General features: G+C 69.2%; 13 protein-coding genes, 1 tRNA gene and 1 other RNA gene. 9 read left to right on the forward strand and 6 right to left on the reverse strand.

Annotation, left to right across the window (positions count from 1 at the left end; all coding sequences use genetic code 11):
• Positions 1–63: 63 nt before the first annotated feature.
• From ACFOYW_RS07925 to ACFOYW_RS07935, 3 genes are read left to right on the forward strand one after another with little or no spacing between them, the layout of a single operon-like run.
• Positions 64–693 carry a DUF305 domain-containing protein gene (locus ACFOYW_RS07925; RefSeq protein ID WP_390228315.1) on the forward strand — a complete coding sequence of 210 codons (630 nt, stop codon included), beginning with the start codon at positions 64–66 and terminating at the stop codon, positions 691–693.
• Positions 690–2,744 carry a copper-translocating P-type ATPase gene (locus ACFOYW_RS07930; protein WP_390229589.1) on the forward strand — a complete coding sequence of 685 codons (2,055 nt, stop codon included), beginning with the start codon at positions 690–692 and terminating at the stop codon, positions 2,742–2,744. The genes ACFOYW_RS07925 and ACFOYW_RS07930 overlap by 4 nt, the downstream gene beginning before the upstream one ends.
• Before the next feature lie 11 nt (positions 2,745–2,755).
• Entirely contained in the window at positions 2,756–4,231 is a 1,476-nt protein-coding gene (locus ACFOYW_RS07935; protein ID WP_390228317.1) for a DUF2130 domain-containing protein, read from the forward strand.
• A 1,398-nt stretch (positions 4,232–5,629) separates the two neighbouring features.
• On the opposite strand, the gene ACFOYW_RS07940 is transcribed toward ACFOYW_RS07935, so the two are convergent.
• A tRNA-Ser gene (locus ACFOYW_RS07940) sits at positions 5,630–5,717 on the reverse strand.
• 131 nt (positions 5,718–5,848) lie between these two features.
• On the opposite strand from ACFOYW_RS07940, the gene ffs reads away from it, so the two are divergent.
• The 6 genes from ffs (at position 5,849) to recR (ending at position 15,881) form a co-directional block, all read left to right on the forward strand.
• An RNA gene (gene ffs, locus ACFOYW_RS07945) (signal recognition particle sRNA small type) lies at positions 5,849–5,945 on the forward strand.
• Positions 5,946–6,110: 165 nt separating this feature from the next.
• The gene (locus ACFOYW_RS07950; RefSeq protein ID WP_390228318.1) at positions 6,111–8,582 is read left to right on the forward strand and encodes a phosphoketolase family protein; all 2,472 of its coding nucleotides are present in this window, start codon (positions 6,111–6,113) and stop codon (positions 8,580–8,582) included.
• A gap of 40 nt (positions 8,583–8,622) precedes the next feature.
• On the forward strand, positions 8,623–10,788 hold the full coding sequence (pta, locus tag ACFOYW_RS07955; protein ID WP_390228319.1) for a phosphate acetyltransferase: 2,166 nt from the start codon (positions 8,623–8,625) through the stop codon (positions 10,786–10,788).
• The gene (locus ACFOYW_RS07960) at positions 10,788–11,984 is read left to right on the forward strand and encodes an acetate kinase (protein ID WP_390228320.1); all 1,197 of its coding nucleotides are present in this window, start codon (positions 10,788–10,790) and stop codon (positions 11,982–11,984) included. Before pta ends, ACFOYW_RS07960 begins: the two co-directional genes overlap by 1 nt.
• A gap of 109 nt (positions 11,985–12,093) precedes the next feature.
• The gene (locus tag ACFOYW_RS07965) at positions 12,094–15,282 is read left to right on the forward strand and encodes a DNA polymerase III subunit gamma and tau (RefSeq protein WP_390228321.1); all 3,189 of its coding nucleotides are present in this window, start codon (positions 12,094–12,096) and stop codon (positions 15,280–15,282) included.
• Positions 15,282–15,881, forward strand: coding sequence for a recombination mediator RecR (gene recR, locus ACFOYW_RS07970; protein WP_390228322.1), 600 nt, complete (start codon positions 15,282–15,284; stop codon positions 15,879–15,881). The genes ACFOYW_RS07965 and recR overlap by 1 nt, the downstream gene beginning before the upstream one ends.
• Positions 15,882–16,089: 208 nt before the next feature.
• Here the strand turns inward: recR and ACFOYW_RS07975 are convergent, their stop codons facing one another.
• The 5 genes from ACFOYW_RS07975 to ACFOYW_RS07995 form a co-directional block, all read right to left on the reverse strand.
• Positions 16,090–16,944 carry an endonuclease domain-containing protein gene (locus ACFOYW_RS07975; RefSeq protein WP_390228323.1) on the reverse strand — a complete coding sequence of 285 codons (855 nt, stop codon included), beginning with the start codon at positions 16,942–16,944 and terminating at the stop codon, positions 16,090–16,092.
• Positions 16,945–17,243: 299 nt separating this feature from the next.
• Positions 17,244–19,088, reverse strand: coding sequence for a choice-of-anchor G family protein (locus tag ACFOYW_RS07980; RefSeq protein ID WP_390228325.1), 1,845 nt, complete (start codon positions 19,086–19,088; stop codon positions 17,244–17,246).
• Positions 19,085–19,858 (reverse strand): hypothetical protein, encoded by a 774-nt coding sequence (locus ACFOYW_RS07985; RefSeq protein ID WP_390228326.1) that lies wholly within the window; start codon positions 19,856–19,858, stop codon positions 19,085–19,087. Before ACFOYW_RS07985 ends, ACFOYW_RS07980 begins: the two co-directional genes overlap by 4 nt.
• A gap of 5 nt (positions 19,859–19,863) precedes the next feature.
• On the reverse strand, positions 19,864–20,568 hold the full coding sequence (locus tag ACFOYW_RS07990; protein WP_390228327.1) for a signal peptidase I: 705 nt from the start codon (positions 20,566–20,568) through the stop codon (positions 19,864–19,866).
• Between the two features lie 23 nt (positions 20,569–20,591).
• Positions 20,592–21,362 carry a hypothetical protein gene (locus ACFOYW_RS07995; protein ID WP_390228328.1) on the reverse strand — a complete coding sequence of 257 codons (771 nt, stop codon included), beginning with the start codon at positions 21,360–21,362 and terminating at the stop codon, positions 20,592–20,594.
• Between the last annotated feature and the right edge of the window lie 358 nt (positions 21,363–21,720).

Here is a 21,720-nt window from a genome sequence, read left to right on the forward strand (position 1 = left end):
CATTTCGCGGGCGGGTCCTCCGACGTTTCCCTTCCCCATCAGATCTGTACTTGGAGTACCCCCGTGAACCTGAAGACCCGCGTTGCGGTCGCCTCGGCGACCGCCGTGACCCTCGCCGGCATCCTTGTCGGCTGCTCGTCGAGCACCACGTCCTCGCATTCCGACATGTCGGGAAGGCCTGGCATGTCGGGAAGGCCTGGCATGTCGGCCACCCCTGGCACCGACGTCTCCCCGTCGTCGACCGCGTCCATTTCCGCGACGCACAACGCGCAAGATGTGGCCTTCGCGCAGCAGATGATCGCCCATCATGCGGGGGCGATCCAGATGGCGCAGCTGGCCGCGCAGGACGCGACGACGCCGGAGGTGACGCAGCTGGCAGACGAGATCCGGCGGGCGCAGTCTCCGGAGATCGACGAGATGACCGCGTGGCTGAGCGCCTGGGGCGAGCCGGTGACCGCCGCAGGCTCGGATGCTGATCCGATGTCGTCCCACTCATCGATGGGTGGCATGCACACGAATGACTCGACGTTCCTGACGCAGATGATCGAGCACCACGAGGGCGCGACACAGATGGCGCAGGCCGAGATCGCGCAGGGCCGGAACCCGCAGGCGCTGCGCCTGGCACGCAGCATCGTCAGTTCTCAGACCAAGGAGATCGAGACGATGCGCTCCCTGCTCCGGAGCATGGACTGAGCTCGCGGCTCTGCGGCGCTGAGAGAAAGACGACGATGAGCGGCACGCACACGCACGATCACGATCACGATCACAGCAGTCATCACGCCGGCCATGCCGGCCACGGCGACCACGCGGCTCAGTTCCGCGACCGATTCTGGTGGAGCCTGGTCCTTGCGATCCCCGTGGTCGTCTTCAGCCAGATGTTCGGGCACATCCTGGGTTACCAGCTCTCCTTCGCAGGGGCCGAGTGGATCTCTCCCGCGCTCGGCACGGTGATCTTCAGCTACGGCGGCTACCCCTTCCTGACGGGTGCCGTCGCCGAGCTGCGCACCCGGCAGCCCGGCATGATGACGCTGATCGCGATGGCGATCTCGGTCGCGTTCGTCGCCTCCTGGGCGACCGTGGTCGACGCGTCGCTCGAGCTGGACTTCTGGTGGGAGCTCGCGCTGCTGATCGTGATCATGCTGCTCGGGCACTGGGTCGAGATGTGCGCCCTCGGCGCCGCCTCCGGCGCACTCGACGCGCTGGCCGCTCTATTGCCGGACACGGCCGAGCTGGTCAGGGGCGACGAGATCGTCGAAATCCCGCTGAGCCATCTGGCCGAGGGGGACATCGTCCTCGTCCGCTCCGGTGGCCGCGTTCCCGCCGACGGCAAGGTGACCGAGGGGCTCGCGCAGGTCGACGAGTCGATGATCAGCGGCGAGTCCCGTACCGTCAGCCGCGGCCCGGGCGCTCAGGTGGTCGCCGGCACCGTGGCGACCGACACGGCGATCCGGGTGGTGGTCACGGCCGTCGGCGAGAGGACCGCGCTGGCCGGCATCCGTCGTCTGGTCGACGAAGCTCAGCGGTCGTCTTCGCGGGCGCAGGCGCTGGCTGATCGGGCGGCTGCGCTGCTGTTCTACTTCGCGGCCGGCGCGGGCGTCGTCACCTTTGTGGTGTGGATGCTTCTCGGCGACCCGACCGACGCCATCGCCCGCACGGTCACGGTGCTGGTCATCGCCTGCCCGCATGCGCTCGGCCTGGCGATCCCGCTGGTGATCGCGATCTCCACCGAGCGCGCCGCGAGAGCGGGCGTGCTGGTGAAGGACCGGCTCGCCCTCGAACGGATGCGCACGATCGACGTCGTCCTCTTCGACAAGACGGGCACCCTCACCCGCGGGGAGCCCGCCGTCTCGCGCACCATGACCGACTGGATCGACCCGGTCGCTGCGCTGCAGCTGGCGGCTGCCGTCGAGGTCGCGTCGGAGCATCCGCTCGCCCGCGCGATCGTTCGCGCCGCCGACGAGCACGGCACAACCGACCGCCCGACGGCGACAGACTTCCGGTCGCGTACCGCGCGCGGGGTGGAGGCGACGGTCGACGGGGCCCTCGTTCAGGTCGGTGGCCCCCGGCTCCTGAGCGAGGTCGCCGCGCACGTGCCGGATGCCATCGCTGCACCCGCGGCCGAGAAATCCGCCGACGGAGCCACGGTGCTGTACCTGCTGCGCGACGGCGAGCCGCTGGCGGCGTTCGCCCTCGACGACGCCATTCGCCCGGAGTCGGCTGCCGCGATCGCGGCCCTGCATGACCGCGGTGTGCGGGTCGCGATGATCACCGGCGATGCGGCGGACGTCGCGAACTCGGTCGGCCGGCAACTCGGCGTCGACGAGGTATTCGCCGAGGTGCTGCCCGCCGACAAGGACAGCAAGGTGACCGAGCTGCAGCACCGTGGCCTGAGAGTCGCGATGGTCGGCGATGGTGTCAACGACGCGCCGGCGCTCGCCCGCGCGGACGTCGGCGTCGCCATCGGCGCCGGAACGGATGTCGCGATCGAATCCGCCGGCGTCGTACTGGCATCCAGCGATCCGCGCGCCGTCGTGTCCGCCATCGCGCTGTCCGTCGCCAGCTATCGCAAGATGATCCAGAACCTCGCGTGGGCGACCGGCTACAACGTCCTGGGGGTGCCGCTGGCCGCCGGCGTGCTCGCTCCGCTGGGGTTCGTGCTCTCGCCCGCGGTCGGCGCGATCCTCATGTCCCTGTCGACGATCGTGGTCGCCCTCAACGCCCAGCTGCTGCGTCGCCTCGTGTAAGGCTGGTGCGCGTGCACGAGATCATCTGCCCGCAGTGCGGAAAAGCCTTCACGATCGACGAGGCCGGCTATGCCGACATCGTGAAGCAGGTGCGTGACGGCGAGTTCGCGCAAGAGCTCCATGAGCGACTTGAACTCGCCGACCTGGACAAGCTGAAGGCGATCGAGCTGGCCGAGTCGCGCGCGGCGGGGGAGCTGAGCAAAGCCGCAGCCGTGAAGGACGCCGAGATCCAGCAGCTGAAGGCGCAGCTCGAGCAGGGGGCGGTCGCGCAGAGGCTCGCCGTGGCGGAGGCGCTGAGCGCGGTGGAGAAGGAGCGCGACTCGCTCGTGCACGAGCTCGGCCAGGCGAAGAGCGAAGCGCAGCGCGCGCTGGAGATGGCCGAGGCCAAGCGGGTGAACGAGCTCGAGCGGGCCGCTGCAGCGAAGGAAGCCGAGGTCCAACGGCTCACCGCACAGCTGAGCGCGAGCGAAGTCGCCCAGAAGCTCGCCGTCACCGAGGCCGTCGCCAAGGTCGAGAACGAGCGAAACGACCTCAAGAGCAGCCTCGAACGCGCCGAACTCGAGAAGCAGCTCGCCGAGCGCTCGCTCAATGAGAAGCATCAGATCGAGCTCAAGGCCAGAGACGAACTGGTCGCCTATTACAAGGACCTCAAGGCGCGCCTGTCGACTAAGATGGTCGGCGAGACGCTCGAGCAGCACTGCGAGGTCGAGTTCAACCGCATCCGTGCCACCGCTTTCCCGCTGGCCTACTTCGAGAAGGACAACGACGCGCGCAGCGGCAGCAAGGGCGACTACATCTTCAGAGATACGGATGCCTCGGGCACCGAGATCGTGTCGATCATGTTCGAGATGAAGAACGAGTCCGACGAGACGGCGACGAAGCACCGGAACGAGGACTTCCTCCGTGAGCTCGACAAGGACCGCAACGAGAAGGGCTGCGAGTATGCGGTGCTCGTGTCCCTCCTCGAGCCCGACAGCGAGCTCTACAACACCGGCATCGTCGACGTCTCGCACCGCTATCCGAAGACGTACGTCGTGCGCCCGCAGTTCTTCATCCCGATCATCACGCTGCTGCGCAATGCAGCATTGAACTCGCTCAAGTACAAGACCGAGCTCGCTCAGATCCGCGCGCAGAACGTCGACATCACGTCCTTCGAGCAGCAGCTCGACGACTTCAAGAACTCGTTCGGCCGCAACTGGCGGCTCGCCTCCGACGGGTTCGCGGAGGCCATCAAGCGCATCGACGAGGCGATCAAGGATCTCGAGAAGACGAAAGAGGCGCTGCACAAGTCGGCCAACAACCTTCGTCTCGCGAACGACAAAGCGGAGGACCTGACCATCAAGCGCCTCACCCGCCAGAACCCGACGATGCAGGCGAAGTTCGCGGAGCTCGGCAGGCCGGCTCCGGCTGCTGATGCGGGTTCTGACGCGGGTCCTTCAACGGAAACCCCGCCGCCTGCCAGTACAGGTTCGCGATTTCAGGCTTGATGATCTGGCTGTGCGCGCCGGCGAAGAACGCGGTGAGCCGCCAGCCCTTGCCCTCGGCTTTCGTAGGCGGCACGACCACCTTGCTTCCGTCGACGTTGTAGACGGCGTCGCGCCGCAGCATGAAGTCCTGCCACACCAGTTGATTCGGGTCGAGCTCGGCCACCTCGTCCTTCTCGACCGGCGCTGAGGCGACCAGCTCGCGCTCGTGCACCAGCGGCCCGTTCACGCCGTGGAACCCGAGCGCGCCATACGGGTACATGCCGTAGCCGCTCCACACCGGCTCGCGGACCTTGCTGAACGGCCAGAAGAGCGATCGCGTCGACTCGGCGAACGGGTAGGCGAAGTGCAGCGCGCGGTCCGAGTCGGAGCGCGATCCGACGACGATGTTGTCGACGTGGGTGATCGCCGTCCGCACGACCTCGGTGAAGCGCGAGACCTCTTTCGGCTTGCCGTTGCGATCGGTGCGGATCGGCCGCGCGAACGACCACGTCGACATGGCGCTCTCGATCAGGAAGACCGAGTCGACGCGCACGTCGGGGTCGGCGGCGGCGGCCGACACGACGATCGCGCCGAAACTGTGCCCCATGAGGTGCACCTTGACCGACGGATGCTCTCGACTTAGCTTCCGCAGCACCGGTCCGAGCCCCTTCTGCCCGACCGCGAACGCCCGTCCCTTCATGCGGTAGAACGACAGCACGGGAAGGGTCTTCTCGACCCACTGCATCCGGTAGTGCACCATCTGGTCGTACAGCCTCCCCCACTGGTCCTTCGGGTCGCTCGGCCAGTGCACGCACACAACAAGTGGGTTGTAGCCGGGGCGGATCTCTTCCACGCGGTGCGCGTTGCGCTGCGCGACGACCAGGTCGACCCACTGGCCGTAGGACTTGATCGCCGCGGCGCTCGACGTGAGCCACCCGTGGCTGACGATGAACACGTCGGTGTACGGATGCTCGGCGCTCGCGCTCTCCAGCATCCGAAACATGTCCGCGCTCGTGTTGAACCCGTTGTGGTCGCCGGGGTCGAACTCCGTGCCGTCGGATTCGTAGGTGAGGAAGAACGGCTGCGGCTTGGCAAGGCCGTCGCGCGGCTCGGTGGTGACAGTGATCTGAGACATGGCGCCTCCTTCGGCGGTGAAGGGCAGCCAGGGGAGTGGGCGTGCTCCACGCACCCGGAAAACTAGAGCCTTGCTCATCTCGCGTCAATACCCGCTACAAAGGGCCGCCGGCGCGCCGCGTGCCGAGGGGCACACAATGCGCCGAGGGGCGCACGAATCGCGCGATTTCGTGTGCCCTCCGACGATTCGTGTGCCCCGGGCGAAACGGATGCCGCTCGCGCCCGCCCACGAGACCCAGGCGCGACGCCCCCGACGCGATCAATGCCACTGCACAACGCGGCAAATGGCGGAGAATGGGGGATTCGAACCCCCGAGGGCTTTCACCCAACACGCTTTCCAAGCGTGCGCCATAGGCCACTAGGCGAATTCTCCAGGTGTCACGACGAGCGCAACCCGGAAAGTCTAGCGGATGCTCGCTGAGCGAGTCGTCGGCTCCGAGAGGGCCCGATCGGCAGGGCGCGTGAGCGCAAGCATCCGCTCAGAAAACGTCCCATACAATGGAACCCGGCTCCTCGCGTGGCGCCATCCAGGCCAACTCCCCCAGGGCGGAAACGCAGCAAGGGTAACCAGGCTCTGGCGGGTGCGCGAGGGGTCTTTTTCTTTGCCTCAGGCGGCGCCGGAAGCCGCCTGAGGCGGCTCGCAATCGTAGGCCATGGAAGTCCCGACAACGCCGTCAAAACCACTAGCGCGCGGTTACGCGCGATCCATAGGCTGATCGCTGGAAGCCGCCGGAGCGGCGGCTCCTCCAAAGGGAGGAATTCTTCGATGTCGACTGACGTAGCAGCGCCCGAAACACCCGCCCAATCAGTCTGGAAGCACCGCGGCGACGCCCCGGTCTCCGACGAGACGATCCGCCTGATCGACACGTATTGGCGTGCCGCCAACTACCTGAGCGTCGGTCAGATCTACCTGCTCGACAATCCACTGCTGCGCACGCCGCTGACGGTCGACGACATCAAGCCGCGTCTGCTCGGTCACTGGGGCACGACGCCCGGCCTGAACTTCCTCTACGCGCACATGAATCGCGCGATCCAGGAGCGCGACCTCAACACGATCTACATCATCGGTCCCGGCCACGGCGGCCCCGGCCTCGTCGCCAGCGCGTTCCTCGACGGCACGTACTCCGAGGTCTACTCCGACATCGATGAGAACGAAGACGGCATCCGTCGCCTCTTCAAGCAGTTCTCGTTCCCGGGCGGAATCCCGAGCCACGTGGCGCCCGAGACCCCGGGCAGCATCCACGAGGGCGGTGAGCTCGGCTACGCGCTGAGCCACGCCTACGGCGCAGCGTTCGACAACCCCGACCTGCTCGTCATGGCGGTCGTCGGCGATGGCGAGGCCGAGACGGGCCCGCTCGCCACGAGCTGGCACTCGAACAAGTGGCTCGACCCGGTTCAAGACGGCGTCGTGCTGCCGATCCTGCACCTCAACGGCTACAAGATCGCGAACCCGACGGTGCTCGACCGCATCCCGCAGGACGAGCTGCTCGCGCTGTTCCGCGGTTACGGCTACCACCCGTACCTGGTCGAGGGCGGCTTCGACGGCGAGGACCACGCGGTCGTGCACCGTCGGTACGCCGCGGTGCTCGACAACGTTCTCAACGAGATCGCCGAGATCAAGGCATCCGCTGCCGCCGGCACGCTCGAGGGTCGTGCGGTCTGGCCGATGATCATCCTGCGCACCCCCAAGGGGTGGACGTGCCCGCCGATCATCGACGGCCAGCAGGTCGAGAACACGTGGCGTGCGCACCAGGTGCCGCTCGCCAACGCGCGCGACACGGAAGCGCACACGAAGCTCCTCGAGAGCTGGCTCAAGTCGTACAAGCCGGAAGAGCTGTTCGACGAAGACGGCAAGCCCGTGGCGGATGCTGTGGCCATCGCGCCGAGCGGCGACCGGCGCATGAGCGCCAACCCCATCGCCAACGGCGGTCTCGTCAGGCACGCGCTGCGCTTGCGCGACTGGCGCGACTTCGGCGTCGACGTGCCGTCACCGGGTGCGACGAGCAACGAGGCGACCCGTGTGCTCGGCGAGTGGCTCGCCACCGTCATCGCGGACAACCCGACGAACTTCCGCATCTTCGGGCCCGACGAGACGGCGTCGAACCGCCTCGCGCCGCCGGTCTACGAGACGACCGACAAGCAGTTCGCCGGCGAGATCCGCCCGATCGACGAGCATATCGCCCGCGTCGGCCGCGTCATGGAGGTGCTGTCCGAGCATCAGTGCGAGGGCTGGCTCGAGGGCTACCTGCTCACCGGGCGGCACGGCCTCTTCACGAGCTACGAGGCGTTCATCCACATCGTCGACTCGATGTTCAACCAGCACGCCAAGTGGCTCAAGGTGACGCGCGAGATCCCGTGGCGTCGCCCGATCTCGAGCCTCAACTACCTGCTGTCGAGCCACGTCTGGCGCCAGGACCACAACGGCTTCTCGCACCAGGACCCTGGCTTCATCGACCACGTCGTCAACAAGTCGGCCGATGTCGTTCGCGTCTACCTGCCCTTCGACGCGAACACACTGCTGTCGACCTACGACCACTGCCTGCGCTCGGTGAACTACGTGAACGTCGTGGTGGCGGGCAAGCAGCCGCAGCCGAACCTGCTGAATGTCGACCAGGCCGTCGCGCACATGACGCGCGGCCTCGGCATCTTCGAGTGGGCCGGGCGTGAGGTCCCGGGCGAGTCGCCCGACGTCGTCCTGGCGGCGGCCGGCGACATCCCGACGCTCGAGGTGCTCGCGGCGAGCGAGATCCTGCAGAAGAACATTCCCGACCTCAAGATCCGCGTGGTGAACGTCGTCGACCTGATGAAGCTGCAGGACGAGAGCGAGCACCCGCACGGCCTCTCCGACCGCGACTACGACGCGATCTTCACCCGCGACAAGCCGGTCATCTTCGCGTACCACGGCTACCCCTGGCTGATCCACCGCCTCACCTACCGTCGTACCGGCCACTCCCAGCTGCACGTGCGCGGCTACAAGGAAGAGGGCACGACGACCACGCCGTTCGACATGGTCATGCGCAACGACCTCGACCGCTACCACCTGGTCATCGATGTGCTCGACCGCGTGCCGGGCCTCGGCGAGCGGTACGCCACCCTGCGCCAGGACATGACCGACGCGCGCCTCAACGCGCGCCTCTTCGCCTACTCGAAGGGCGAGGACATCCCCGAGGTCGCGAACTGGTCGTGGCACGGCAGCCAGTCGATCGGCACGGGCGACACCGGCGGCGACAACGAGTGAGCCGCGCGATGCCTGAACGGCGCCTGAGCCGCCCGCGCCCGTGAAGCAGGTCTATGTCACCTCTGCAGAGGGCAACACCGGCAAGTCCACCGTCGCGCTCGGGGTCATCCGCACCCTGACGCGTCAGGTGGAGCGCGTCGGCGTGTTCCGCCCGATCGCCCGCACGACGGCCGAGCGCGACTATGTGCTCGACTGGCTGCTCGAGGACCAGACGGCCGACCTCACCTACGACGAGGCGATCGGCGTCTCGTACGAGGCGGTGCACACCGATCCCGAGGCGGCGCTCGGCCGCATCATCGAGCGCTACAAGCGCATCGAGGGCCGGTGCGACGCCGTCGTGATCGTCGGCAGCGACTATACGGATGTCGGCGCGCCGACAGAGCTCGCCTACAACGCGCGCATCGCCGCCAATCTCGGCGCCCCGGTCCTCCTCGTCGTCGGTGGCCGTGCGGGCGGCCGCGCCGGCGAGGGCGACCGTCTCGATCAGCTGGGCACTTCGGTGGCGCGCGAGCCGGCGCAGATCCGTCAGCTGGTCGACGTGGCGTTCGGCGAGCTCCGGCAGGAGCACGCGTCGCTGCTCGGCGTCGTGGTGAACCGGGCGGACCCCGAGCAGCTTCAGCTCGTGGCGCGGCAGGTCGAGGCATCCGTCACCGCATCGACCGCCGACGCCATCACGGGCGCGACCGAACGGCCGGTGTGGGTGCTGCCCGAAGATCCGCTGCTCGTCGCTCCGACCGTCAAGTCGGTGCTCGCGGCGGTCGACGGCGAACTCGTCTCTGGCGACCGCGGGCTGCTCGAGCGCGAGGTGCTCGGCGTCGTCGTCGCCGGCATGTCGATGGAGAACGTGCTCACCCGCCTCATCGAGGGTGCGGTGGTCGTCGTTCCCGGCGACCGCACCGAGACGCTGCTCGCGGTGCTCGCCGCGTACCAGGCCGGCACCTTCCCATCGGTGTCGGCGATCGTGCTGAACGGCGGCTTCGCGCTGTCCGACCCGATCAGGCGCCTGATCGTCGGCATGGACCCCGCGCTGCCCATCATCTCGACCGTGTACGGCACCTTCGAGACCACGGTGCGCATCAACGGAGCCCACACACGCATGGGAGCCGAGTCGCCGCGAAAGACCGAGCGGGCGATCGGCCTGTTCGACCGGAGCATCAACCACATCGCGTTGCTCGACGCGCTGGAGGTCGAGGCATCCGCCGTCGTCACGCCGTTGATGTTCGAATATCGGCTGCTCGAGCGCGCGCGCTCGCAGCGGAAGCACATCGTGCTTCCCGAGGGCGATGACGATCGGATTCTGCACGCCGCGGCCATCGCTCTCGAGCGCGACATCGCGCGCATCACCCTGCTCGGCGACGAGCAGACGGTTCGTGCGCGGGCGACGAGTCTGGGGCTCGACCTTTCCGCCGCGGCGATCGTCAGCCCGACGAATCCGACTCTGAGGCAGCGGTTCGGCGAGGAGTATGCGGCGCTGCGCGCTGACAAAGGCATGTCGCTCGAGCGCGCGCTCGACACGGTGACGGATGTCTCGTACTTCGGCACCCTGATGGTGCACCTCGGCATCGCCGACGGCATGGTCTCGGGGGCCGCGCACACGACGGCGCACACCATCCGGCCGGCATTCGAGATCATCAAGACCCGGCCGGGTGTCGGGGTCGTGTCGTCGGTGTTCCTCATGGCGCTGTCCGATCGGGTGCTGGTCTACGGCGACTGTGCGGTGATTCCTGAGCCGACGGCGACGCAGCTCGCCGACATCGCGATCTCATCGGCCGCGACGGCAGAGCAGTTCGGCATCGCGCCGCGCGTGGCGATGCTGTCGTACTCGACGGGGTCGTCCGGGTCCGGGGCGGAGGTCGAGAAAGTTCGTGAAGCGACCGAGTTCGTGCGCTCGCGTGCACCCGAGCTGCTCGTCGAGGGGCCGCTGCAGTACGACGCGGCCGCCGATGCCGTCGTCGCTGCGGCGAAGATGCCCGGCTCGCCGGTCGCGGGGCGCGCGACGGTGTTCATATTCCCGGATCTGAATACAGGCAACAACACGTACAAGGCGGTGCAGCGCTCGTCGGGCGCGATCGCGATCGGACCCGTGCTGCAGGGCTTGCGGAAGCCGGTGAACGACCTGTCACGCGGGGCGCTCGTCGACGACATCGTGAACACGATCGCGATCACGGCCATTCAGGCGCAGTCGATCGCCGAGTCGGGGGAGTAATGCCCAGCATTCTCGTGGTGAACAGCGGTTCGTCATCGCTCAAGTACCAGCTGATCGACATGTCGTCGGAGCAGACGCTGGCGAGCGGGCTCATCGAGCGGATCGGCGAGTCCGATGGGCGCGCGGCTCATCGCGCCGGCGATTCGAAGTCGCAGCGCGACGTGGTGGTTCCCGATCATGCCGCCGCGTGCAAGATCATGCGCGAGGCGTTCGACTCGTACGGGCCATCGTTGGAGGACCACGACCACGACCTCGTCGCGATCGGGCATCGGGTCGTGCACGGCGGTGCCCGCTTCTTCGAGCCGACGCTCATCGACCATCTGGTGAAGATCAACATCGAGGACCTGTCCGACCTGGCGCCGCTGCACAACCCCGGGGCGGTGCAGGGCATCTCGGCCACAGAGAAGGCGTTCCCGGGTCTGCCGATGGTCGCCGTGTTCGACACCGCGTTCCACCAGACCATGCCCGCCGAGGCATACACCTACGCCATCGACTACGACCTCGCGCAGAAGTACAGGGTGCGCAAGTACGGGTTCCACGGCACCTCGCACCGCTTCGTCTCACGAGCCGCGGCCGAGTTCCTCGGGCGCCCCGTCGAAGAGCTCAAACAGATCGTTCTGCACCTCGGCAACGGCGCAAGCGTCTGCGCCATCGACGGCGGCAAGTCGGTCGACACGAGCATGGGGCTCACCCCGCTCCCCGGACTCGTGATGGGCACACGGTCGGGCGACATCGACGCATCCGTGCTGTTCCACCTCGCGCGAAAGGCGGGCATGTCGATCGACGACCTCGACGAGCTGCTCAACACGCGCAGCGGCCTGCTGGGGTTGTCGGGGGTCGGCGACTCGCGCGATGTGCAAGAGCGCGCCGAAGCCGGTGACGAGCGAGCGATCCTGACGGCGGCGGTGTTCAGCCGGCGCGTGAAGTTCTACATCGGGGCGTACCAGGCGCTGCTCGGGGGTGCTGACGTCATCTCGTTCACCGCGGGGATCGGCGAGCACAGCGTGCCGGTGCGCGCCGCAGTGCTGGACGGGCTGGAGCGGCTCGGCATCGAATTCGATGCCGAGCGCAACGCGGCCGGAGGCTCGGGCATCCGTGTCATCTCGACCGACGCGTCGCCCGTCACGGTGCTGGTCGTGCCGACCAACGAAGAGCTCGAGATCGCCCGTCAGACCCTCGGGGTCATCTCCGGTTAGCGCGCCGTCGCGACGCTCTCGGCGGGGCGTTCGACGACGCGCGTGAGCGACTTCTCCACACCCCTGCGCCGCCCGGGCCGATGTCGTACCCCGCCGTTAGCATTGGGGGGTGGTCACCGCCCTCTATCGCCGCTATCGGCCTGAGAACTTCGCCGAGATGATCGGTCAGGCTCAGGTGACCGAGCCGCTGATGACGGCGCTGCGCACGAACCGGGTGAATCACGCATACCTGTTCTCCGGCCCGCGCGGCTGTGGCAAGACGACGAGTGCACGCATTCTGGCGCGCTGCCTGAACTGCGCGCAGGGCCCGACCGACACGCCGTGCGGCACGTGCCCGAGCTGCGTCGAGCTCGGCCGGGGCGGCCAGGGCTCGCTCGACGTCGTCGAGATCGACGCGGCGAGCCACAACGGTGTCGACGATGCGCGCGACATCCGCGAGCGCGCCGTGTTCGCGCCGGCGCGCGACCGCTACAAGATCTTCATCCTCGACGAGGCCCACATGGTGACCTCGGCGGGCTTCAACGCGCTGCTCAAGATCGTCGAAGAGCCGCCCGAGCACGTGAAGTTCATCTTCGCGACGACCGAGCCCGAGAAGGTCATCGGCACGATCCGGTCGCGCACCCACCACTATCCGTTCCGCCTCGTTCCCCCCGCGATGATGCTCGACTACGTTCAGAAGCTCACCGAGGAAGAGGGCATGCAGGTCGCGCCCGGTGTGCTCCCGCTCGTGGTGCGTGCGGGCGGCGGCTCGCCGCGCGACACCCTGTCGCTGCTCGACCAGCTGATCGCCGGGTCCGAGGGCGACGAGATCGGCTACGAGCGCGCGGTCGCACTGCTCGGTTACACACACTCCGCACTTCTCGACGAGGTGGTCGAGGCCCTCGCTGCGCGCGACGCATCGACGGCGTTCTCTTCCGTCGACAGGGTCATTCAGACCGGTCAAGACCCGCGCCGGTTCGTGGAAGACCTGCTCGAGCGACTCCGTGACCTCATCATCATCGCGGCGGCCGGCCCCGACCGCGCGGCCGCGGTGCTGCGCGGCACCCCCGCCGACGAGCTCGAGCGCATGGGCGCCGAGGCCCGCACCTTCGGCGGCGCTGAGTTGTCGCGTATCGCCGACATCGTCAACGCCGCCCTGACCGAGATGTCGGGCGCCACGTCGCCGCGCCTGCACCTCGAGCTGATGATCGCGCGCGCGCTGGTGCCCTCCGCCGATGAGGCCGCTTCGCTGGCGCGTGTCGAGCGCCTCGAGCGCCGAGTCGGTGTGACGGATGCTTCGCCGAGGCCTGCTGCGCCTGCTGCGCCCCCCGTGCCTGTGGTCTCCGCTGTGACCGTGGCCTCCGCTGCGCCCGTGGCCATGGCCGCCGACGACCGCACCGCGGCCGCTGCTCCGCAGCCCGACCGTCGTGAGCCCCCGCGTGCCGAGCCGGGTCGTGCCGACTCGCCGGCTGCCGAGCCGGGTCGCGCCGATTCGCCGGCTGCCGAGCCGGCCGCGCCCGCGCGGCCCGTGCCGGCTGCTGCCTCGGCCCCGCAGCCGCCGGCCGCTGCCGGTGCCGCCGCGGGGAACGTGTCGCCCCGGGCGACGGCTACACCCCCGACGGCTGTGCCGGGCGGGTGGGCCACGCCGGGGGTGACGGGCTGGGAAGACGCGCCCGCCGCCGCGCCGACGACGAGTGCACCCACCACCCCGCAGCAGGGGGCGCCGAACAGTCAGGGGGCTCCCGAGAACCAACGGGGGAGCGGCGCCGCTGTCAGGCAGACCCCCGCGGGGCCGAACGCCGCGGGGTCGAACGCTGTGGGCCCGAACGCCGCGGAACCGAACGCCGCGGGGCCGAACGCCGCGCAGGCGCCCTCCTCGCAGTCCACGTCTTCTTCGCAGGCAGCATCTTCTTCGCAAACCGCGTCGCCGGCGCAGCCCGCGCCGAAGCCGGAGCCGATCGGGCCCATGACGCTGCAACAGGTGAAAGACGCATGGCCGCAGATCCTCGAGACCGTGAAGGCCGCGAAGATGACGGCGTGGATCGTGGCGTTCACGGCCACGGTGCGCAAGTTCGACAACGACGTGCTGACGCTCACGTTCCAGAGCGAGAACGACGTGGCGAGCTTCCGCCCTCAGCCCGGCGTCACGCAGAACGTGAGCGACGTGCTGCGCGAAGCGATCCAGAAGGTGCTCGGCGTGCGCGTCAAGTTCGTCGCGAAGACGGCGTCCGATTTCGCGCAGAGCCTCAAGTCCGAAGGCTTCGGCGTGACTCCGCCGGCGACGGCGCCGATGGTGCCGATCGGCGCCTCCGCTGCACCGGCACCGAGTTCCGAGGGCAGCCGCCCCGCGCCAGCTGACGGCCGCCCCGCGACAGCTGATGCCCGCCCCGCGACCGCCGATGCTCAGCCCGCGACAGAGAGCGGCACAATTCCGCCCAGCTCGGGTGCGGCCAGCGTGCCGACCCGTCCGGCGCCACGACTTTCTGCCGTGCCGCAGCCGAAGAACGATGCGCCCGTGACCGGCTGGGCCACAGTGGCGATCCCCGGCGGGGGTGCTGCGTCATCCGCCACCGCACCCCAGCGCGCCGAGGCGCCCGACGAGGCGCCGCGCCCTGCGCTGCAGGCCGTACCTCCGCTGCCGAAAGAGACGCCGGCAGCGTCGGCGACCTCCGTTGCGGCTCAGGGTTCCCCCGCTGCGGCTCCGGAGTCGCCCGCTGCGGCTCCGGCCGGGGCATCCGTTGACGACGAAGGCTGGTCGACGACCGCGCCGACCGACAGCGAGGGTTGGTCGACGGTCGTGCCGACCGATAGTGAAGGCTGGGCGATCGCGGCCCCCTCAGACGACGACGCACCGCCATTCGAGGAAGACCCCGACGCGGGGCCGCGGGCCGGCACGTCGCACCAAGCCCCGCAGCACCCAGCCCCCGCCGCAGGCACGGCAGCGGCGGGCACGCTATCGGCGGGCGTTCCGGCTGCAGGCATGTCGATTACGGGAGCGCCGGGAGCGCCGGCCACCGGTACGGGCACGGGCACTCGTACTGACACGGGCGCTGGCACGGGCACTGGCGCTGGCACTGGCACTGGCACTGGCACGGAGACTGGCACGGGCGCCGGCACTGGTGCTGCCGGTGTCGAGCAGGCGCCGGCATCTGCCGCGCCGGCCGCTGGGTCGGCGCGCAAGGGGCCGCGCTTCTCTGACTCCGGCCCCCGTTTCTCTGACTCCGGGCCGCAGCGCTACGGTGAGGCGGTCGTGCGCGAAATCCTGAATGCGCGCTTCATCGAAGAGCAGCAGCTCGACGACGGCAATGGGGGTCGCTGATGTACGAGGGAATCATCCAGGACCTGATCGATGAGCTCGGGCGACTGCCCGGCATCGGGCCCAAATCCGCGCAGCGCATCGCGTTCCACATTCTCCAGACCGAGTCGTTCGACGTGACGAAGCTCGCCGAGACGCTTCTCGTTGTGCGCGACAAGGTGCGGTTCTGCGAGCAGTGCGGGAACGTCTCCGAACAGGAACTCTGCTCGATCTGCCGCGACCCGCGCCGCAACGCGTCACTGATCTGTGTCGTCGAAGAGGCGAAAGACGTCGTGGCGATCGAGCGCACCCGCGAATTCCGCGGTCTCTACCACGTGCTCGGCGGCGCGATCAGCCCGATCGACGGCGTCGGACCCGATGATCTGCGCATCCGTCAGCTCATGCAACGCCTCGCCGACGGCACCGTCGACGAGGTCATCATCGCGACCGACCCGAACCTCGAGGGCGAAGCAACCGCGACCTACCTGAGCCGGCTGCTCAAGACGCTCGAGATCCGCGTGAGCCGCCTTGCATCGGGCCTTCCGGTCGGCGGCGACCTCGAGTACGCCGACGAAGTCACCCTGGGCCGCGCCTTCGAGGGCCGCCGGGTCGTCGTCGGCTGACCGCCCCGCCCCGCTCCCACACCAGTCGCCCCGGCGCCAGTCGCACCCCGCCGCCAGTCTCTCCTCGCCGCCGGGGGCGCCTCGTTGCGGGGAGAGAATGCACGCTCGGGGAGAGAAATCCCCTCACGCTGTCTCCCCGATCGTGAATTCTCTCCCCGAACGTCACGCCGCCTGCTCACGTCGCCCGCGCCCGCCCGCGCCGTCACCCCTAGCGGCGTCGCAGCTGCGCACCGCCGGCAATGCAGGACAGGATCTGCGCAAGCGTCTCGTCCCACGCGTAGACGACCTCGGCGTAGCCGTACCTCAGCACCGTGTACCCCATGAGCCTGAGGCGCCGGTCCTGCCAGCGGTCCCGGGCGAGTTGAGCCGGGTCCTCGAGGTGCTGCTTCCCGTCGAGCTGAATCACCAGCCGGTCACCGATGAGCAGATCAACGGGGTGGCCGTCGATGACGACTTGCTCCCGGCATCCGACGCCCGCCCATTTCAAGCGGACGCGCGTCAGGGTCTCAAGACCTGAGTCGGCGCGGCCGGTCACCAACGCGGCGGCGTCGGCGAATCGCCCGCGATGAGCGGATGCCAGAACCTGCAGTTCCTCGAGCGTGGTCAGGCCGAGCCGCACGGCGGAGTCGAAACTCGCCGCCGCCGCATCGAGCGGCTGGCAGCGTGCAATGTGCGCCAGGGCGTTCCGTCCGGACTCGACCACGGGCCGGTGCCCGTCGGGTTCGATCGGTTCGGGGGTCCAGTGCACGACCGCCCTGGGCTCGGCGGCGTCGGTCCGAAAGTGGCCGTTCCGCCCGCGCGGCACGACGTGGAACGCCGTGTCGTCGAGCACCCAGATGCCCATGGAGTGCGCCGCAGTGACGCACGCGACGCGGCCCCCCATCATGGCGGCCCGCGAGGGTTCCGCGGGCACGGGCGGCCGGGCCAGGATGTTTCGTGTCAGCGCCACGAGGGCGCCTCGGGCGATGAGGCCGCGCACGGCGTGGGCGCTGACGCCGTAGCGCCGGAGTTCGGCCCTGGTGACGAAGCCGTTGTTGCGGGCGAGCAGCGTGGCGAGGTGCATCCCGAGAGTGTGCTCGACCTTCGTCGAGCGCCGCGGGCGCTCGTCGCTGTTCTGGGGAGTGCGGGCGCTGATCCGGCCTGTGCAGGGGAAGTGGTGTCACGCGAGCGGCGCCGGACCCGCGGGCGGGTGCCGGGCCCCGCCCCCGCTCGGGGATAAAACGCACGATCGGGGAGAGAAATCCCCCTGATTGATCTCCCCGATCGTGCATCATCTCCCCGGCGCAGTGCCGCCGCCCGCGCCGGCGCCGCCGCCCAAGCCACCACCGCCCCCCAAGCCAGCACGGGCACCTGCCGCCGACGTCAGCCGCCAGAAGGAAGAGTCACGGGCCCCGCCGACGCCGTCGCCAGCGACAGCGCCGACACCGCGCCCCCGTCGAGCACGCTCACCCGCAACGCCGTCTCGAGGTACTGAGCCGTGGAGTCGGCCGTCGCACGGGTGTATGCCGAGGCAGAGGCGAGCTCGCCGCAGCTCGGGTCCCACGCCGGCACCGCCTCACCGGTCGTGGAGGGGCATGGCTGGTCCGGCTCGACATTCACCATGAGCGACAGCACACCTGGCAACGCGCCCAACGCGCTGCCGGCGCCGCTGATCACCGGCCCGGTGATACCCGACAGGGTCGAACCCAATGCGGTGATCGGCGCGATCAACCCGGTCTTGAGCGCAGACTGGACGGCCGCTGTTGCATTGGTCAACGTCCCGAGGAGTCCAGACAGCAACGAGTTGATATTGATGCCGAGCAGGCTGAGCACCGTGCCCAGCAGGGTGCTGGTGCCCTCGCTCGTCGACGTCGACAGGGGCGTCGCACCGGACAGGATGCCTCCGAGCGTCGTGCCCGCCGGAGCGCTCAAACCGACATTCGCGACGTTGATCCCGCCGTAGAGCCCACCGAGCACATTGACCGCGATGCCGATGCCTCCGGTCACTGGCGCAGAGTCGATCGCGTTCAGCAGCGTCGACGTGATGTTCGTCGTCCAGCCGTTGAGCAGTGTCGTGATGCGAGCGACGAGCGAGCTGACAACGGCGGCATTGAGATCCAGCTCGGTGTTCGGGGCGAGATCGTTGAGACCGTCCGCGCCTCCAAGCAGGGGGGTGAGATCGACGTAGACGTCGCCGGTCGACACATTGATCGTGACGACACCGTCGGTCAACGGGGCGGTGAGCAGCGTCCCAAGCGCAGTCTGCAGGTTCGGCAGGGTGATCGTCAGCGAGTTGGTGGCGCTCGCGTCGAGAACCGCGTTGAGGCCGAGAGCGCCCAGCTCTCCGGTGACAAGCCCGAGCACCGAGTTGTCGAGGGTCCCGGTCAGCCCTTCGAGCGAGTTCACGGTGCTGCTGACCGTGCCGAGCGTGTCGCCGACCTGCGTGGCGACGGTGCCGAGCGAGGGCGCACTGAGGTCCAGCCCGAGGCCGGACACCTGATAGGCGCGCTGCGCCGGCGACGGGGCGGTGCCCCACAGCGCGGATTCGAGCGCCGCGCATCCGTTGATCTGCGACGAGGCGCTGACAGCGCCGATCTCGGCCTTCACGTCGGCGACGGCGCTCGTGACCGCTGACCCGAGAATGCCGGAGAGGTCGAGCGTTGCGACGGTCGGCATCGACGGGCCGCTGGCGCCGCTCGTGTCCTGCGTGTCGACGCCGCCCTGGCTGGTGACCAGCCCGGCGGCACCGGCCGCGGTGCCAGTGCCGGAGGTCTGGGCCCATTGGCCGAGGGCACCGAGGTCGCCGGCATCCGTCAGGCCGGCGCTGAGATTGCTGACGTTGAGGATGGGCAGCGCGCCACCGAGCGCCGACACGTTGAGAGGGGCCTCGTACGTCGGTGGCATCACGTCGAGTTCCGTCGAGCCGTTCGACCCGGCCGCCGGGGTCGGGGTGGCGGTGCCCGCGGCGTCCATACCCACCCGGATGCCCTGCACACCCGCGACGTTGTCGAGATCGGTCGTGAGAAGCGAACCCGAGAGGAACTGACCGGAGGCCGTCGACGCATAGCCCGTGTCGGTGACGCAGTTCGTCGAGCTCGTCGAGATCGCCGGACCGTACGCCCACTGGTTGCCGGTCCATGCGGCCTGAGACGGCGTCGCAATGAGTGGCGCCAGAACGGCGCCGCCGGCGACGACCGCGAGCGCGATGGCGAGTCGGCGCGATCTCATCGGGCGCGGCCCCGCTCGCGTCGGGCGGCGGCCCACAGGAATCCGCCGCCCAGCAGCAGCGTGAGCGCCGCGACGAACGCGACGAGTCGCGAGATCGTGGTTCCGGTGAGCGCGAGCAGGCCGCGCGGGCCGGCGGGCGACGCGGGTGATAGAGGCGAGAGGGGTGATACGGATGCCCCGACCGGGCCCCCGGGCGACGAGATCGGCAGTGGCGCCCCGTCCGTCGCCGTCGCCGTGAGGCCCACGCCGAACTCGCCGGTCAGGCCCATCAGCGTCGGGTCGGAATGACCCGCGGCCGTGTCGGTGATGCTGAGCGTCACGAGCAGGTACTCAGGGCGCCCCTCGCGCAGCGGCTCGAAGCGGAACGACGAGTCGACGACTCTGCCCGCCTGCGCCGGCGCCGTGGCGGCGACGGTCTGCGCACCGGGCGTGCAGACGGGTGCCCGCGCCGCCGTCCACGCGGCGGCGCACTGCTGGACCTGCATGGTGAGGCCGAGCGGATGCTCCGCCAACGGCCCTGACGTCACCGACTGAAGTGTGAGCGTCGCTTCCGGAAGGCCGTCGAGCGTCCCGGTGACCCGCCAGTAGGCGGGCTCGCCCGGGCTCACGGTGAAGTGCGGGTGCGGCGGGTCGGCCGTGACGACGAGCTGAGGTGAGGTTGCAGGGTGCGCCGGTGAGGCATCCGCTCGCTGGGTCGGCAGCGACGGCGACAGGCTCACGCACACCGCCAGCATCACCAGCCCCGCGATCGCGTCGCGTCGCCGCCGCACTCGCATCACGCTTGATGCTGCGCCGGTGACGTCACGCTGGTACCGCGGTCGGCCGATCGGCGCGCGCCCGAGCCGCGCCTGCGGGATCCGCCCGAGCCGCGGCCGCCCGAGGCCGGCCATAGCGCCCACGCGACGATCGCCGCGACGACGAGGCCGCTCACGATCGCGACGATCGGCCGCTGCAGCCACAGCAGTCCCCGACCGATGCCCGGAACCGACGCGATGCGCCGCGGCGTGTGGGGGCCGACGATGTAGGTCGCGGTGTCCTCGGCAGTGTTCGCGTCGCCCTTGAGTCGCAGGTCGCGTTCGTTCGCGTTCGGGCCCGCGCTCAGCTGCACGATGCGGTGGGTGACCGGTTTCCCGTCGAGTTCGCGCGGCACGGTGACCACGTCGCCGACCTTGAGCTGCGTCGCGGGCGTGCTGCGCGTGACCACGAGGGTGCCCGGGGGCATTCCGGGGCTCATCGAGCCCGTCGCCAGGACCGTCAGATGCAGCCCGAACACGGCGGCCGCGGCGAGCCACAGCACCGTCGCCGCGCCGATGATCGCGACCACGACGACGAGCACGTCGCGTACGAGGCCGAGCGGGCGCTCGTCGGCATCGCGGCGGCGCGTGTCGCGATGCGCGGTCGCCGCGTGCACTCCGATCGCCGAGGCGGCGGCTACCGGTGGCGCGGCGGCGGGCGGCTCGGCGACGGATGCGTCACGCATCACGTTCTCCATATGACTGCTCGCTAGTTGCTCGTGTATTCGAAGTTCCAGGCCGGTGCGACCGAGAGCCCCATCAGTGACGCGGGCGCGACCGACAGACCCTGAAGCGCGGTCTGGCTCGGAAGCCAAATGTCGAAGCAGTAGTACTCCTGCGACTGCGACCCGGATTGGAGCGTCTCAGCGGATGAGCCCGTCGGCAGGATCGTGTCTGTGCCTGCGGAGAGCAGCTCGTCGGGTTGCACGACGGTGATGCTCGAGGACGTGGTGGTGAACGCGGTCGCGTCGCACGTGAAAGTGGACGACGACGCGGCGATCCTCACGTGCAGGTTGTTCCAGAGCGCGTTCTCGTAGTCGGCGGCAGCGGCGCCGTTCGCGCCGACGGCCGCGTGGATCGTGGTGATCGTGCCGGCGACCGACCCGGATGTGGTCTCGAGCGCAACCGGCGCATACGTGTCGACGCCCGGAGTGAGGTTCAGCGCCGGTGTGCTGAACGAGAGCTGGCCCTTCGTCCCGTCGGCCGCGTTCGACGCGAGGCTGTCCCAGGTGCCTGCGGCCGTCTCATCGGGACCGATTCCGGTGTTCTGCTGCACATCGAACGTGGACGTGGTGATGGCAGAACCGCTGCCGTCGTTGCCCGTGCCGCCGTAGACCCACTGGTTCCCCGTCCACGCAGCCAGCGAGGCGGTGACGCCGATTCCGAGCACGGCCGCGGCGCCGACGATCGCGAAGATCTTGCGCTGACGACCGCTCAGACGCGCCTTTTTGGGCGCGCGAGGGCGCAGTTCTTCAGTCATGACTTTTCTCCCCAAGCGACGGCGGCGCGGCCCCCGAAGCCACATCTCTACGCTCGTCTAGATGAGGGTCGAATATCCCGAGATAGGTGTCAATGCGCCAGTGGCACATGTGCCCCGCATTGGGGAAAGGCCCTGTCTCTGAGTCAATATCAGCGTTGACGCACGAGGGTTGCCGTTGATCTGCTCCGCAGACTCGCCGCAGCAGACCCGACGCCGCGCCCGCGCCCGCGCTCGGGGATAAAACGCACGCTCGGGGAGAGAAATCCCCTCGCGCCGTCTCCCCGATCGTGCATCGTCTCCCCCCGGCGCAGCGCCGCCGCCCAAACCACCACGGGCACCTGCCGCGGCAGACCAGCAG

The organism is Gryllotalpicola reticulitermitis, from assembly GCF_042651345.1.
In the GTDB taxonomy this organism is placed as follows: domain Bacteria; phylum Actinomycetota; class Actinomycetes; order Actinomycetales; family Microbacteriaceae; genus Gryllotalpicola; species Gryllotalpicola reticulitermitis.